This window comes from Bacillus sp. CIS52, from assembly GCF_053545315.1.
Genome location: NZ_JBIUFR010000001.1, coordinates 1,145,014 through 1,160,434 on the forward strand (window position 1 = coordinate 1,145,014; position 15,421 = coordinate 1,160,434).

Genomic DNA, 15,421 nt, shown 5'->3' on the forward strand with positions numbered 1-15,421 from the left:
CCTGAACTCCATATTCCTCAATTCATATACCGATACTCCCGCAGTTTCTCCAAAATCGCGACTTCTTTCATCAGTTCTTCACCGACATTCGTTTCTTTCACTTTCTTCCGCTCCAGCTCTTTGTCAACTAATCGTTTGACCGTTAAGACGTCGGTTCCGGTGCTCAGCACTTCGGCCTTGGAGTTAAAGTGTTTATGGGCGACGAGCTGCATGCCGTAGGAGTTGTATAAGAGCGTGTAGCCGGCGATGCCTGTTGTGGATTGGTAGGCTTTGGAGAAGCCGCCGTCGATAACGATCATTTTTCCGTTTGCCTTGATCGGATCTTCGCCTTCGATTTCTTTTACCGGTGTATGGCCGTTGATGATATGGCCATGATCCGGGTTGAGCCCGAATTCCTTCAGGATGTTTCGGCAGGCTGCCTCGTCTTCACGCAAATAGTAATACGGGTTTTTCTTTTCTTTATGCGTTTCCTTCTCTTTGATGAAATACCGCTCAAAGGTGGTCATGGCGCGTTTTCCGAAGAGGGAGGAATACTCGCCTGTCCATAAGTACCAGACCATGTCTGTCGCAAGGTCATCGGTTTCTTCCGGATGAGCAAACGCTTCCCGTAAGAACCGTTCAAATACATCGAGAAGCTCACGGCCCGCATAAGCTTTATCCTCTATCATCATCGTTTCCATATTGCCGTTTTCGTCAACAGGAATACAGCCGTGAATCAACAGGTTGCCGTTATATTTTAAATACAGGCTGCCTTTTTTCATCATAAAATTCATATGGCGGCCCAGCTTTTCGGAATTCTGGACAGAGAACAGCAGCTTGTCCATGACTTCTGCTTCTTCTTCTAATAGCTGATCGGGCTGTTTGGGATTCACCGTCGCAAAGCAGGTGTTTTCCAGTTGATACGTTTTTCCGTTCAGCGTGATTTCATTGCGGTCATAATCAATCTTTTCCAGTAACAGCCGTTCTTCCATATTAAAATTCGGCCGTCTCTTAATAATCGGGCTCTCAAGCTTGAATTGGATCATCGCGATCGCCTGATGGATTTTTGTGATTTGCTTAATCTCATCTTCCGGTCTGTTTTCGGTTGCTTTTGGGCGGAAAGCCGGGTTATCATCATAATATTTTTCGGCAAGGTTCAATAGCGGTCTCAGATTGATGCCGTAGACGTCTTCAATAATGTCCAGGTTGTCATAGCGGGCACAGATACGGATAATATTGGCCAGACATACTTTGGAACCGGCATAGGCGCCTATCCAGAGAACATCGTGATTCCCCCATTGAATATCCACTGAATGATAGTTGATCAGTTCTTCCATAATCCTGTCCGGCTGCGGTCCCCGGTCATAAATATCGCCGACAACATGCAGATGGTCGACTACCAATCGCTGCACGCTGTAAGCAAGCCCGGTGATCAGCTTATCAGCTTGGCCGAGCGCGATGATCTGTTCTATGATTTCGGAGTAATATTGTTCTTTGTTGGCGGATTGTTCTGTTTTGTACAGCAGCTCTTCGGAAATATAAGCAAATTGGGCAGGCAGCGCTTTGCGCAATTTAGAGCGGGTGTACTTGGAAGAACAATATGAAACGAGCTTAATCATCCGATGAATCGTTTCTTTATACCACTCGTTTAATGCCTCTTTCGTATCAAAGTCATGTTTGATCAGCTTCAGTTTGTCCTCCGGATAATAGACCAAAGCTGCCAGTTCATCAATTTCTCTATCGTAAATGACGCCGCTGAAAATATCGCGGATCTTCTCTTTGACTCTTCCTGAACCGTTCCGCAGCACGTGCTGGAATGCCTGATACTCTCCGTGCAGATCACTGACGAAATGCTCGGTTCCTTTCGGCAGGTTCAGTATCGCTTTCAGATTAATGATCTCTGTGACCACTTTTTCTTCACAATCGTATTTTTGTGCGAGCAGATCTAAATATTTGGTTTCCAATCTCGTCCATCCCCTTTTTATTTACGAGCCATTGCATGATAAGGTGAATTTAAAGTATGACATGATATTTAAATCATTAGACCTTATATGATAGTACCTCATAAGTCCTTTTTGAGACAAACAAAACAGAAAATGCGGCGCTTAAGGCATCAACATATACCTTCCGCAGACAGCTCATCACCCTATTGACAAATGATTAAACTTCCATTAAAATAAAAAGTTAGCTGATAGTTATTTCTATCGGAAACTTAATACGTAGCAGGCTATGATTGCTGTGGGTCGCACTACAGCAGGAGCGGCTTCTGGAGAGACCGCGGGTTTACCGCGGCGCCGAAGGGTTCACAATCTCAGGCAAAAGGACAGAAGAGTACCGAATATGTATTTGGCATGCTGTTGATTGTCAGCGGCGCAAATATAATTTGATATTCTTATGACCATGAGATTGGAGGGCATCCAATCTCTTTTTTTATTGGCTTTATTTTCTCGTCGTTCATCAAAAAGTAAGGAGGAGTCAGGTGTGGAACAGCGAGAGCTAAAGAGGGACTTGTCGAATCGGCACGTGCAGCTGATCGCCATTGGCGGCACGATCGGCACCGGATTGTTTTTAGGGTCCGGTAAGGCGATTCAGCTGGCGGGTCCTTCTATCATCTTTGCGTATTTTATTGTAGGTATTGCGCTTTTTTTCGTCATGAGGGCGCTGGGAGAACTGCTGTTATCTAAAGCGGGGTACCAATCATTAACGGATATTGCCGAGGCGTATTTAGGGCCGCGTGCGGCGTTTGTCACCGGCTGGACTTATTGGTTTTGCTGGATTATGACGGCTATGGCGGATGTGATCGCCGTCGGTGTATATGTGAAATATTGGTTTGACATTCCGCAGTGGGTTCCTGCACTAATCTGTTTGCTCATTTTATTAGGGCTTAATCTGTTAACGGTCAAGATTTTTGGAGAATTGGAGTTTTGGTTCGCCTTAATTAAGGTGATCACGATTCTCGCGTTAATTGTCATCGGTGTGGTTTTGCTGGTGATTGGGTTCAAAACGCATACCGGAACGGTTTCAGCGGCGAATCTGTGGGAGCACGGCGGCTTGTTTCCAAACGGGTTTTCAGGCTTTTTGCTGTCGTTCCAGATGGTGATCTTCGCCTATGTCGGTGTGGAATTAGTGGGTGTGTCGGCAGCGGAGACATCAAATCCGAAAAAAAACATTCCGTCCGCTATCAATAAAATTCCATTGCGTATTTTATTTTTCTACGTGGGGGCATTGATCATTCTTTTATGTATTAACCCTTGGACGCAGCTGAATGCGGCGGAAAGTCCTTTTGTGAAAACCTTCAGCTTAGTCGGCATTCCGGTGGCCGCGGGAATCATTAATTTTGTCGTATTAACGTCGGCCGCTTCTGCTTGTAACAGCGGGATGTTTTCTACAAGCCGGATTTTGTATAATTTAAGCAAAACGAAACAGGCGCCGGCAAGTTTCGCGAAGCTGAATAAAAACCATGTGCCGAGCAGCGCATTATGGGTATCGGTCATTGTGCTGTCAGCGGGCGCTCTTTTAAGCAAATTGATACCGGAAGAAGCGTTTGGCATCGTGACCACTATCAGCGCAATTTGTTTCATTTGGGTGTGGGGCGTGATTCTTGTCTGTCATATCAGATACAGGAAAACCCGTCCGGACTTACACGCAAGCTCGTCTTTCAAGGCGCCGTTCGCGCCGTTTATCAATTACGCCGTGCTGGCGCTGTTTGCCGCCATTCTGGTGATTATGCTGTTTGCGGATGCGACGCGCCCGGCTTTGCTGCTGACGCCGCTGTGGTTTATTGGACTGTTTCTTATCTATCGGGCGAGAGGGAGCAAGACATAAAGGTTATGAATGAAATGGTCATCAGAATTTCACGAAAAAGACAGCATACCGCTTGCAGTATGCTGTCTTTTTCTTTCGTTGACCAGGCGAATATAGGGCCTTAATAGCGAGCAAGCCTTATGTATAAATAGATTAGAGAGTCAACAACTAAAAAAGACTCGAATCATTTTGTTAAAAGAAAAAGTATGCCACCCAAAATAAAAATTAAAAAAAAGAAAATGGATGAGTCAGTAAAAGACTTTCTTTGCAATTCAAATAACCCCTTTCTAATTAAAGGAAAAAGTAATAGATATAAATGGGAATATATTTATTTTAACAAGGGTAATGTTAACATTACCCTTAAAATTCAAATGATATAGAAAGCAGGCGAAAAAGTGGGAGAAGCTGCAAAACGATGAGGAAAAGCATGTGTTGGCGGGGCAAACCCTAACTGATAACATAAAAAGCCGCCATTCGTATGGCGGCTTTTTTACATTAATTCCGGATCAAATAATCAAATGCGCCTAAAGCGGCAGTTGCACCTGATCCCATTGAAATAATGATTTGGTTGTACGGGCCGTCTGTGCAGTCCCCTGCGGCAAATAGGCCGGGAACGCTTGTCGCGCCGCTCTTATCGACGATGATTTCGCCGATGCGGTTGCGTTCGACGGTTTCGTCTAACCATTCTGTATTAGGCACAAGACCGATTTGGACGAATACACCTTGAAGTTCAACGTGTTTTTCTTCGCCAGTTTCACGGTCAACGAACGTAATGCCGTTTACGTTTTGGTCGCCTGTGATTTCTTTCGTTTGTGCATTTTTGTGCACAGTGACGTTTGGCAGGCTGTAAAGACGTTTTTGCAGGACTTCGTCTGCTTTCAGCTCCGGCGCGAACTCCAGCACAGTCACGTGATTGACGATACCTGCAAGGTCAATCGCCGCTTCGATTCCGGAGTTTCCGCCGCCGATAACGGCTACGTCTTTGCCTTCAAACAATGGTCCGTCACAGTGCGGGCAGTATGCAACACCTTTGTTCTTGAACTCTTGCTCACCAGGTACGTTGACATTGCGCCAGCGGGCACCTGTTGACAGGATCACTGTTTTACTTTTCAGTACAGCGCCGTTTTCAAGTTCAAGTTCGAAGAGGTCTTTTTTCTCAAGGCGTTTCGCGCGCTGAAGGTTCATGACGTCAATATCATAATCTTTCACGTGCTCTTCAAGGCTTGCAGCGAGCTTCGGTCCTTCAGTCGCTTTGACGCTGATGAAGTTTTCGATGCTCATGGTGTCGAGTACCTGGCCGCCGAAGCGTTCAGCGACGACACCAGTGCGGATGCCTTTACGCGCCGTGTAGATCGCCGCGCTTGCGCCGGCAGGTCCGCCGCCGACAACAAGAACGTCAAACGGCTCTTTGTCGGCAAACTCAGACGCATCTGCGCCGCTGCCCATTTTCGCGAGAATCTCTTCGATGGTCATACGGCCGCTTCCGAAAGATTCACCGTTTAAGAAAACAGTCGGAACAGCCATAATGTTTTTGCTTTCTACTTCTTCTTTGAATGCCGCGCCGTCAATCATTGTATGAGTGATATTCGGGTTGAGCACGCTCATCATGTTTAATGCTTGGACGACATCAGGGCAGTTGTGGCACGTCAGGCTGATATAAGACTCAAAGCGGTATTCTCCGCTGATGTTCTTAATCTGGTCAATGACCTTTTGATCAGCCTTAGGCGCTCTGCCGCTGACTTGAAGCAATGCCAGCACTAATGATGTGAATTCGTGGCCGAGAGGAACACCGGCGAATGTAACGCCTGTGTCTTCTCCGGTACGATTAACACTGAAGCTCGGTGTTCTGTTTAATTCAGTTTTTTCAACTGAAATTTTAGATGACATGGAAGCCAGTTCGTCAACGAGAGCCAGCATGTCCTTAGAAGTGTCATCATCACCGGCGCTTACTTTGAGAACAATGTCGTTCTCAATTAGCTGCATGTATTGATTTAATTGTGCTTTGATATTTGCATCAAGTACCAATTGAATGCACTCCTTAGATTTTACCTACCAAATCAAGGCTAGGTGTAAGTGTTTCGCCGCCTTCTTCCCATTTAGCCGGGCAGACTTCACCTGGGTTTTGACGAACGTATTGAGCTGCTTTTACTTTGTTTACAAGGTTGCTTGCGTCACGGCCGATACCGCCAGCATTGATTTCAACTGTTTGGATGACGCCATCAGGATCGATGATGAATGTTCCGCGGTCAGCAAGACCAGTTTCTTCGTCAAGAACGTCGAAGTTGCGGGAGATCGTTTGAGATGGGTCACCGATCATTGCGTAAGTGATTTTGCCGATTTTTTCAGAGCTGTCATGCCAGCCTTTGTGTACGAAGTGAGTATCTGTAGAAACAGAGTATACTTCAACGCCTAATTCTTTCAGTGCAGCGTATTGTCCTTGAAGGTCTTCAAGTTCAGTCGGGCAAACGAAAGAGAAATCTGCTGGGTAGAAGCAGAAAACGCTCCATTGACCTTTCAAATCTTCGTTTGTTACATCGATGAATTCACCGTTTTTGAAAGCTTTTGCTTCGAATGGCAGTACTTCTTTTCCGATTAAAGACATAATATCTTCCTCCTGAAATGTGATTTTAAAATATATTAAAAAGACAAAGCATTCACTTTATCTTTCAATAATAATTCTAATTATATATAGATTATTAAATAACATTTATTTTTTGTCAAGCTATATGAGGTATTATTTTCTGCTTTTTTTGCTTTAGACGTTAAAAATCGCTTGGTATAAGCGGTTTGGCGCTGTTTATCATGTTTAGCGCCGGGCGGAAGGGGGATTCTCAATTGGTGAAACGAAATAGTGGGAATCAACCCCTCTATATGGCAGTATAAACCAAAGGGGGTATGATCATGCAAATAAATAACATTACTTTGTACAGTTGTGCTTTAGAGGAGACGAAAGACTTCTACGTCAGGGTGTTGGGTTTTTCTTTAGCGGGTGAGTCCGATGATTCGTTTACAATCAAGGCGGGAGAAAGTGAATTGGAATTCAGGCGCGCCGATTCTCAATCTCATCCGGCGTATCATTTCGCGTTTAACATTCCGAATAATCGTTTTGATGAGGCGAAGGCGTGGATAAAGGATAAAGTCGTTTTTCAAACGGAAGATGGGGAGGATGAGGTGTATTTCTCTCATATACATGCGCGTTCCTTTTATTTCAAAGATCCGTCCAACAATCTGGCGGAATTCATCGCGAGAGACACATCTCCGGCAAGCGCGGAACGTTTTTCGGTTGAGTCCGTCCTGAATATCGGCGAGGTGAATCTGACGGCTGCCGAGGTGGTATCGACGGGGAAGGAGCTGCAGCGTTTCGGTATACCGGTGAGAGACGGCGCGCCTCTTAAGGAGAACGGGTTTCATTTTATGGGTGATTACAATGATGGGGCGTTTTTGCTTTTAGGGCGGAACGGGCGCCGCTGGATTTTTTCTGATCAGCATGCGGAGTTTCATCCGCTGTCTGTCATTGTGAACGGGACGATCCGCATTGAGGCTGACGGAAAAGGCGGCATTGACATCAAGCGGGCGCAGCCGTCATAAAAAAGTCCGGGCTCAAAAGGCCCGGACTTCAGGATATTATTTATAGACAACCCGGGTGCTGCACATGATGTCGTGCAGCGCTTTTTTCTCTCCGAAGGCACCCATAATGAAACCGATATAAAGAATGACCTTAGATATGATATAAGCGAAAGCGCGTCCGAAGGCCTGGCCGATGGAAACGCGTCCGCCATCTTCATTGACGACCTTAAGGCCGAGCAATGCTTTTCCCAGTGTCCCCTGCATCTTTGAGGCTGTGAGCAGGCTGAAATATAAGATGCTGATCACAAAAGAGCTCACAAGAATCGGGATAACGCCGAACACCAGAAAAGAGATGTTAAACTGATTTTCGGTCATGAAGGGGTCAGCCGCCGCAACGCCTGCCGCAAATAAAAAAGTGACTGCAAATTGAATGATAAAAATCGGAATTCCTATGATGATCTGATCAATGACGTAAGCCAGAAACCGAACCCAAAATCCTGCCGGTCTTTCCATGTATCTTTTTCTCTCCCTTGCTTTAATCTGCCATATTATACGTAATCATGCCGGATTTTGCAACGGAGCTTAAGCTTCTGCGAGCGGCCTCTTTCCCCATGCCAAGCGTCCCATGATCAGCCCGAAAGCCAGAAGGGCAAACATGATGCCGCACCACATCAGCTGATGGATTCCCAAATGTGAAATAAACCAGCCTCCCGCCGCCGTTCCGATGGTGATGCCGAGGTTGGAAAAGGAGACAAACAGGCTGTTGCCGAATTCGGGGGCCTCCTTTGCTTCCGCAGTAAGCCATGTCTGACTCACAATGAGACCGCCGGAATGAACGGCGCCCCATACGAAGACAAGGACGGCCATCGGTGCGAAAGACGTCCCAAACCCATATATGAGCAAGTAGGCGGCTGTATAAAGAAGCGGAAACAGGATGACGGTCTTTTTCATATTTTTGTATAACAAAGCGCCGAAGACGAAATTCCCGGCTATCATAATCACCCCGAAGCTCATCAGCATGAAGCTGACCCATGTGCCGTTCATATTGGACACCCGTCCGAGGTACTCCGCAAAATAGCTGTAGACAGAAAACATGGCCGCAAAGAGACAGGTAACGGCAGCGATATTAAGCCACAAGGCCGGTTTGCGAAGGATGCCGAGCTGGCTTCTGAAAGACATTTTTTCTGTGACCGGCATGGATGGCAAAAAGAGAAGAATGCCCATGAACGCGATGAGACTGACGATCGCGCCGAATAGGAAGGCTGATTCAAGGGAGAGACGCTCAGCCAGATAGGATGTGAAAGGGACGCCGAACGCAAAGCCGGCGGTGATGCCTGAAAAGACTTTCGTTACGGCTTTTCCGGATTGGCCGGCGGGAACAAGGCGGGCCGCGGCCGCAAGCGCTACAGAAAAGAACACGGGGTGGCATAAAGCCGGAATGATTCGAAACGCAAGCATGACACTGAAATGCGCCGTATACGCGTAGACCGCATTAGAAACGGCAAACATCAGCACCGCCAAAAGCAGAATGTATTTCCGGTTTATACCTGAGGCAAGCAAGGTCAAAAACGGCCCCGACACAGCGACGATGAATGCGAAAATACTGACAAGCCACCCCGCTTTTGAAGCGGCCATTTGAAATCTGTCCGCCACTTGCGGAAGAACGCCGATAATGCCCATCTCGGTCGTAATAATCCCGAAAACCCCTAGTGCCAAAAATAGAATGAAGATGGAACTGCTTTTTTTCATTGTTATGTATGCCTCCTTTTTACAACTACATATACAGAAAAATAGATATGTTAGAACAAAAAAAGCCCTCCTTTCATGTTTATAGCTGGTGCTGAACATAGTCAGCAAAGGCTTTAATTTGTTTTTCATTCCTTCTGTAATAGGTCCACTTTCCGATTCGTTCAGATTCCAGCAGGCCGGCTTTTTGCATGGTCAGCAGGTAGCTGGAGATGACGGACTGCGCAAGCCCCGACTTTGCCTGAATATCACCGACGCAAATTCCGGTGCGGAAACTGAGGCCCTGCTCAAGATAAGGCCTTTCATCAAAATGGTCCTCCGGGTGTTTAAGCCATGTCATAATATCACTTCGTGTTTTGTTGGATAACGCTTTATGAATCAATATCGGTTCCATAACGTTTATTATATCTATTTTTCTGGATTTGTAAATTCGTTTTTTAACGAAACGCTTCTCAAAATAAGTAAAAACCGTGTTAAAATATAACATATTATCAGATTACCGGTAAAAAATCCGGGTGTTTGTCAGGAGGATATTCACATGAATCAAAAGAAAAAAGGTACGGTCACGGTGACCTTGCTGTCCGCTCTGATGTTTTGTCTGTTGCCGGTCATCGTCTCGCTTTCTCCGCTTGCAGAAACGGGGCCGAACGCGAATCGTTTTAACTCCGCGGGCATGTGGGCCGCCGTCGGTCAGATCCTTGTTATATATGCGGTCCCGTTCATTATGTATGTTCTCGGTGTTCGTGTCATGAAAATCATCATGGCCGTTTTTTGCGGAATCGGGCTTATCATTTGCGCGGCTGTCTTGTTGGTGGCGCTATTGGCCGCCATTTCCTTAGGGCAGGAGCTGTCTCTTTATTACGGTCTTTTCGTTTGGTCAGGCGCGGCTTTTATCGTCAATGTGGTGTGGTATATTGCCGCGTTTCGTTCCTCTCCGAAACATCAGCAGCAGTCTATGTGACATTTGTTCTATAAATCTACTTAAAATACAAATATTTCATAGGATGATTATGGTATGATTATAGCGGTATAGCAGTTTTTAATAGAAACGGGAGGAACTTACATTGAAAAAAAAGACAGCTTCACTTCGAATGAAAACATTGGCAGCCGGCGCTGCGGTTGCTGCGGCTTTATCTTTGGGAGCGGTTTCTGAGCTGCCGGGGGCAAAATGGCTGCATCCGGCGGCTGCTCAAGCTGCGGAAACGGTATTTAAACAAAATCATGCGGCATCCGGTTTCTTGACGGGACGGTATGACGCGCAGGCCATGTCTCCGACGATGTTCAACTGGTCAAGGGAAAGCCGGTTCACAAGCACTGCCGACGGATCGTTAAAATGGGAAAAGAATGTCCCGGCCAACCCTCAAAATGGTGCGGGCGCTGCGGTTGACGGAGACGGCACCGTATTTATTCAATCAAAAGACGGGAAGCTGACGGCATATCATCCGGACGGTTCTGTGAAATGGGTGACGGAAAACCTCGGGACAACTTATACGCTGACTCCGGTGCTCGGAACAAACGGTGTCATTTATCTTCCTTCTCACGATAAAAAACTGTATTTCATCGACAAAGAAACCGGAAACATTTTAACTTCAGTTCCGCTGAGCGGAGCGCCGAGTTCCGATGCGGCTATCGGTTCTGACGGCACGCTGTATGTGTCGACGCTGGATAACTATATCTATGCGATTAAACCGACGTCGCCTTCGACATGGACGCAAAAGTGGAAGTTTAAAACAAACGGCGTGGTCGGCTCCGCTCCCGTGTTAGCATCAAACGGCACGCTGTATACGGCAACGTACAATAATATCTTTTACGCGATCAATTCCGGAACGGGCCAAGTGAAATGGTCAAAAACGACGTCCAACGGGTTTAAAGGTTATCCGGTTATTGATAGAGACGGCACGGTTTACGCCGGAAACCAGGACGGCAGCTTATACGCCTATACATCAACGGGCGCTGTAAAATGGACGTTCCCGTTAAACGGTTTCTCCAGCTCTTCATTAGCGATCGACCATAACGGCAATGTGTATATCGGTTCCGGAAGCGGCGAACTGTTTTCCATCAGCAAAACCGGTAATATGAACTGGTCTTTCTATACGGACGGGCCTGTGAGAACGGCGCCGCTGATTGATGCAGACGGCAATGTGTACTTCGGCTCTGACGATAAAAACGTCTATGCGGTTGACGCTGACGGTAATGAAAAATGGCGCTATCAAACAGACAGCAATGTCATTTCCTCCCCGGTTCTGGCTGAAGACGGCACGCTTTACGTCGGCACTTATACGAAACTGCTCGCATTCGGGGCAAAAAAATAATAAAAAAAGAATCCGCGTCATCTGCGCGGATTCTTTTTTTATTTAGAGGCTTGTATAAATACGCCTTTTTCATGAGAAAATTCTTTAAAGCCGTACACACCGTGATATGAACCGATTCCGCTCGTATTAACGCCGCCGAACGGAAGGTTAACGTCAGTGAAATGAACGACGACATCATTGATAGAAGCGTTGCCGGACGTCGTGTGCTGCAGAACATAATCGATCAGCTCCTGATTACGGCTGAATACATATAAGGCAAGCGGCTTGTCTCGGTCAGTGATGTAATCAACGGCTTTACTGATATCTTCGTAATTCATAATCGGCAGAATCGGTGCGAAAATCTCCTCCTGCATGATCTTCATATCAGGCGTGACGTTTGTCAGCACGGTCGGAGAAATCGTGCGGTCATGCGCATCGAATATGCCGCCGAAGGCCGTTTTCGCCCCTTTTTCAATGGCATCATCATATAGAGCTTTGACACGGTTAAAGTTGCGCTCATTAACAATCTGCGTGAATTTATTGCGGTCAACCGTATGATCATCCTCCATAAAACCTGCATTGACAATGGTTTGCAGGAGATCTGTAAAGGTGTCCTGTACATCTTCCTTCATAAGGAGATAGTCAGGAGCGATACATGTTTGCCCCGCATTGACAAATTTGCCGACGGCGATTTTTTTTGCTGCGTCCATTAAATCATAGCCGCTGTCAATGATCGTCGGGCTTTTTCCGCCAAGCTCAAGCGTGACGGACGACAAGTGCTTCGCCGCTGCCGTCATGACGATTTTGCCGACATTCGTGCTGCCGGTGAAGAAAATGTGGTCAAACGGCTGGTCGAGCAGTTCTGTCGCGACATCAACCTCACCTTCAAAAATGGCGACTTCTTCTTCATGAAATGCTTCACGAATGACGGTCGCGGCAATATGGCTCGTCTCCATCGTAAAATCAGACAGCTTCACAATCGCGCTGTTGCCGGCAGCAATGGCGGCGGCAAGCGGAGCCATCGTCAGCATAAACGGATAATTCCATGGGCCGAGAATTAAGGTGACGCCTTTTGGCTCGTACATTAATACGCCGTCAGCGTCCGGGCTGACGGATGAGCCGACGCGTTTCGGCGCCATCCAGGTGTCGAGATTGTTCATATTATCTTTAATCGCCTTGATCGTTCCCTGCGTTTCCGCTCTTTTCACCTCATGATAAGGCTTGCGGACGTCCCGTCTGATCGCCTCGATGATTTCTTCTTCATGAGCGGTGACGGCATCTAAAAAGCGCTGAAGCTTTTCTTTGCGCTGCTCGGCTGTTGAAGCACGCAGTGTTTTTTGATTTTTTTTCTGAAGCTCAAAGACGCGTTTGATGTCTGCTTTTATATGCTGATCCATCGGTCTTCCTCCTCTGGTTGCTTTTTTGTTTCTTCAGGGCCTATTATAGTGTGATGTGATTTTGCGGCAAAGACAGCGTAAACGCATCTATACGTTACCGTACAAATTGCGGTGATCTGTCTAATGAAAGGAGTGTCTCTTATGCCGGATTCTGTGACAACTGAGATCAAACAAGCGCTCTTGGTTATGCTTGGGGAGCGGGATATCCGCCGTGTGACCATGAAGGATATCGCCGAACGGGCGCACGTGAGCCGGGGGACACTGTACCTTTATTACGAGGATAAATATGCAATTTTAGAAGATATAACGGAAGAAATGAAGGACGGGCTGAGTGAAGCGCTGTATGATTCGCTGAAGCATAAAGATGTGCTTCATTTAAATGGCGGCTGGCAAAAAGTGCATCCGACCCTGTCTTTTGTTGACCGGCATCGGGCGTTTTTCAAAACGATGATGGATCGTCATAAAATGCCGTATTTTCACTTTCATGCTTTTTTTAAAGATGTATTCCGGCATGATGTGCTTTTGTCACCGGTGAATGCAAATTTCTCACCGACCGAACAGGATATGTACATTCATTACCGCTGTTTATACACGTATGCCATTGTATTGTACTGGCTGAATGAGGAGCCCGGGGCATCACCGGAAGCGATCAGCGGGCAGGTGTGGGATTTGATTTCTCAAAAACGGTTTTACTGGCTGTTCGGCCGCGGGGGGCCGGAACAAGAAGAAAAAAAGCCCGCCGACCGGCGGGTGACACGGACGAGGCAGGCCTTGCAAGAGGCAATGATCAGCTTAGCAGCAGAAAAAAAGGATTATGCGGCGATTACGATTTCCGATATTGCCCGTCAAAGCAACCTGCGCCGTGCCACTTTTTATGACCATTACGCCAACAAAGAAGCGTTGCTGAAAACGATCATTCATCAATCATGCCGGGAGCTGATCGGATTATTGACGGTAAAGGGAGATCCTGCTGACTGCTCCATGGAAGAAGCGGAAACTGCGCTCGTCCGGCTCTTTTCCGCACTGTCGGAAGGCATGCCGCTCGTCCATTTTCTGAGAGAGGGTTCCGGAGTGCCTGACGTCATCCCGGAAATGTTCAGAGCGCTGCAATCGTTTTATCTTCATCAGCCTCTGCACATTCAGGCGGGCAAAAAGCTCTATGCATACTATGTCGCATCCATGCTCGTCGGTCTGATTCAATATCGCCTTCATGAAGGAAAAGACCACGCGCCGGACATGCTGGCCCGAGAGTTTCTGCAGTTTTTGGATGTGAAGAAGTATCGGGTGATTTTGCTGTGAAGATGATAAAAAAGAACTCCAAAACAGGCGGAGTTCTTTTTTGCTGTTTTCTTCGAGAAGTGCCGATATGAATTGTCCGGCTAAAAAGAAAACCTGCCATATGACGCCAGATCAGCATTTCTGCTGCCAAACATGACAAATGTCATATCCGGGGCATGATGGCTGCTACTACAAAAGCGTCTGGCGCCCCGTTATACTTGGGATCATAATGAAAAAGAAGGGACGTGACATCCATGATCAATCACGCCGCAACTCAAAAACAAGCGTCTTTAAAAAAGCAGGTTGCCGCATTTTCCGGCGCCGATACAAAGCATAGTGTCATTCAGCTTCTCAACACGTTTGTACCGTTCTTTGCCCTTTGGTTTCTTGCTTACTTCAGCCTCGATGTCTCCTATTTTCTGACCCTCGCCTTTACTGTAATAGCTGCGGGATTTTTGACAAGAATCTTTATTATTTTCCACGACTGCTGCCATCAATCCTTTTTCAAACAAAAGAAGCTGAACCGGCTGTTCGGGTTTATTTCAGGTGTGCTGACACTGTTTCCGTTCTCTCAATGGCAGCGCAGCCACTCCATTCATCATGCGACAAGCAGCAACTTAGATAAACGGGGAACAGGCGATATTTGGATGATGACCGTCAAGGAATACAACGAAGCGTCAGCCTGGACAAAAGTACGCTACAGACTTTATCGCAATCCGTTTATTATGTTTATTCTCGGCCCGATTTACGTATTTCTGATTAAAAACCGTTTCAATGTAAAAGGCGCCCGCCGCAAGGAACGCTGGAACACCTATTTCACGAACGCGGCGATTGTCTTATTGGCTGCTGCGACGTGCCTGCTTGTCGGCTGGGAAAACTTTTTGCTTGTTCAGGGTCCGATTTTCCTTATTTCGGGGTCAATCGGCGTCTGGCTCTTTTATGTCCAGCATACGTTCGAGGATTCTTATTTTGAAGCCGATGAGCATTGGGACTATGTGCAGGCCGCGGTAGAAGGAAGCTCCTTTTACAAGCTTCCGAAGCTTTTGCAATGGCTGACGGGCAATATCGGCTACCATCATGTCCACCACTTAAGCCCGAAAGTGCCGAATTACAAGCTGGAAGCGGCTCACGAGGGGCATGAACCTTTAAAAAACGTACCGACCATTACGCTTAAAACAAGTCTTGAATCCATGAAATTCCGTCTGTGGGATGAGGATGAAAAGCAATTTGTCACCTTTCGGGAGGCGCGGAAAACACCGCCGCCCCAGCAGGTGCCGAAAGAACCTTTAAAGAAAAATGCCTGATATGGCGCGCGGCTCTTTCTGTTATCAGAAAGGGCCTGCTCTTTATGTGTGAGGA

The 15,421-nt window shown here is 46.9% G+C and carries 13 protein-coding genes and 1 riboswitch; of the genes, 6 read left to right on the forward strand and 7 right to left on the reverse strand.

Annotated features, from left to right (window positions below):
* Positions 1-17 precede the first annotated feature (17 nt).
* Positions 18-1,943, reverse strand: a complete 1,926-nt coding sequence (fbp, locus tag ACH32G_RS05430; RefSeq protein ID WP_045925592.1) for a fructose-1,6-bisphosphatase — start codon at positions 1,941-1,943, stop codon at positions 18-20.
* A gap of 292 nt (positions 1,944-2,235) precedes the next feature.
* A riboswitch (glycine riboswitch) is annotated at positions 2,236-2,316 on the forward strand.
* 144 nt (positions 2,317-2,460) lie between these two features.
* On the opposite strand from fbp, the gene ACH32G_RS05435 reads away from it, so the two are divergent.
* Entirely contained in the window at positions 2,461-3,804 is a 1,344-nt protein-coding gene (locus tag ACH32G_RS05435) for an amino acid permease (RefSeq protein ID WP_016937400.1), read from the forward strand.
* A gap of 474 nt (positions 3,805-4,278) precedes the next feature.
* Here the strand turns inward: ACH32G_RS05435 and ahpF are convergent, their stop codons facing one another.
* Both ahpF and ahpC read right to left on the reverse strand, forming a co-directional pair.
* Positions 4,279-5,808: an alkyl hydroperoxide reductase subunit F gene (gene ahpF, locus ACH32G_RS05440; RefSeq protein WP_007614902.1), complete on the reverse strand. Its 1,530-nt coding sequence runs from the start codon at positions 5,806-5,808 to the stop codon at positions 4,279-4,281.
* A gap of 13 nt (positions 5,809-5,821) precedes the next feature.
* A complete protein-coding gene (ahpC, locus tag ACH32G_RS05445; protein WP_004393188.1) occupies positions 5,822-6,385 on the reverse strand; it encodes an alkyl hydroperoxide reductase subunit C in 564 nt (187 codons plus the stop codon).
* Positions 6,386-6,684: 299 nt separating this feature from the next.
* Between ahpC and ACH32G_RS05450 the strand changes: the two genes are divergently transcribed.
* Positions 6,685-7,371 carry a VOC family protein gene (locus ACH32G_RS05450; RefSeq protein ID WP_448814077.1) on the forward strand — a complete coding sequence of 229 codons (687 nt, stop codon included), beginning with the start codon at positions 6,685-6,687 and terminating at the stop codon, positions 7,369-7,371.
* A 36-nt stretch (positions 7,372-7,407) separates the two neighbouring features.
* Here ACH32G_RS05450 and ACH32G_RS05455 read toward each other — a convergent pair whose 3' ends face one another.
* From ACH32G_RS05455 to ACH32G_RS05465, 3 genes are all read right to left on the reverse strand, one after another.
* On the reverse strand, positions 7,408-7,863 hold the full coding sequence (locus tag ACH32G_RS05455) for an RDD family protein (protein ID WP_415305556.1): 456 nt from the start codon (positions 7,861-7,863) through the stop codon (positions 7,408-7,410).
* 69 nt (positions 7,864-7,932) lie between these two features.
* Entirely contained in the window at positions 7,933-9,099 is a 1,167-nt protein-coding gene (locus ACH32G_RS05460; protein ID WP_016937404.1) for an MFS transporter, read from the reverse strand.
* Positions 9,100-9,178: 79 nt separating this feature from the next.
* Complete coding sequence (locus tag ACH32G_RS05465) at positions 9,179-9,490, reverse strand: ArsR/SmtB family transcription factor (RefSeq protein ID WP_015240918.1); 312 nt, start codon at positions 9,488-9,490, stop codon at positions 9,179-9,181.
* A 144-nt stretch (positions 9,491-9,634) separates the two neighbouring features.
* Here ACH32G_RS05465 and ACH32G_RS05470 point away from each other — a divergent pair, with 144 nt between their 5' ends.
* Entirely contained in the window at positions 9,635-10,057 is a 423-nt protein-coding gene (locus tag ACH32G_RS05470) for a DUF5391 family protein (RefSeq protein ID WP_366970962.1), read from the forward strand.
* Between the two features lie 130 nt (positions 10,058-10,187).
* Positions 10,188-11,408 (forward strand): outer membrane protein assembly factor BamB family protein, encoded by a 1,221-nt coding sequence (locus ACH32G_RS05475; RefSeq protein WP_448814281.1) that lies wholly within the window; start codon positions 10,188-10,190, stop codon positions 11,406-11,408.
* A 38-nt stretch (positions 11,409-11,446) separates the two neighbouring features.
* Here the strand turns inward: ACH32G_RS05475 and ACH32G_RS05480 are convergent, their stop codons facing one another.
* Positions 11,447-12,784, reverse strand: a complete 1,338-nt coding sequence (locus tag ACH32G_RS05480) for an aldehyde dehydrogenase family protein (RefSeq protein ID WP_448814078.1) — start codon at positions 12,782-12,784, stop codon at positions 11,447-11,449.
* A 141-nt stretch (positions 12,785-12,925) separates the two neighbouring features.
* Between ACH32G_RS05480 and ACH32G_RS05485 the strand changes: the two genes are divergently transcribed.
* Together ACH32G_RS05485 and ACH32G_RS05490 are read left to right on the forward strand one after the other, a co-directional pair.
* Positions 12,926-14,083, forward strand: coding sequence for a TetR family transcriptional regulator (locus tag ACH32G_RS05485; protein ID WP_448814079.1), 1,158 nt, complete (start codon positions 12,926-12,928; stop codon positions 14,081-14,083).
* Between the two features lie 233 nt (positions 14,084-14,316).
* A complete protein-coding gene (locus ACH32G_RS05490) occupies positions 14,317-15,366 on the forward strand; it encodes a fatty acid desaturase (RefSeq protein WP_016937409.1) in 1,050 nt (349 codons plus the stop codon).
* The last annotated feature ends 55 nt before the right edge of the window (positions 15,367-15,421 follow it).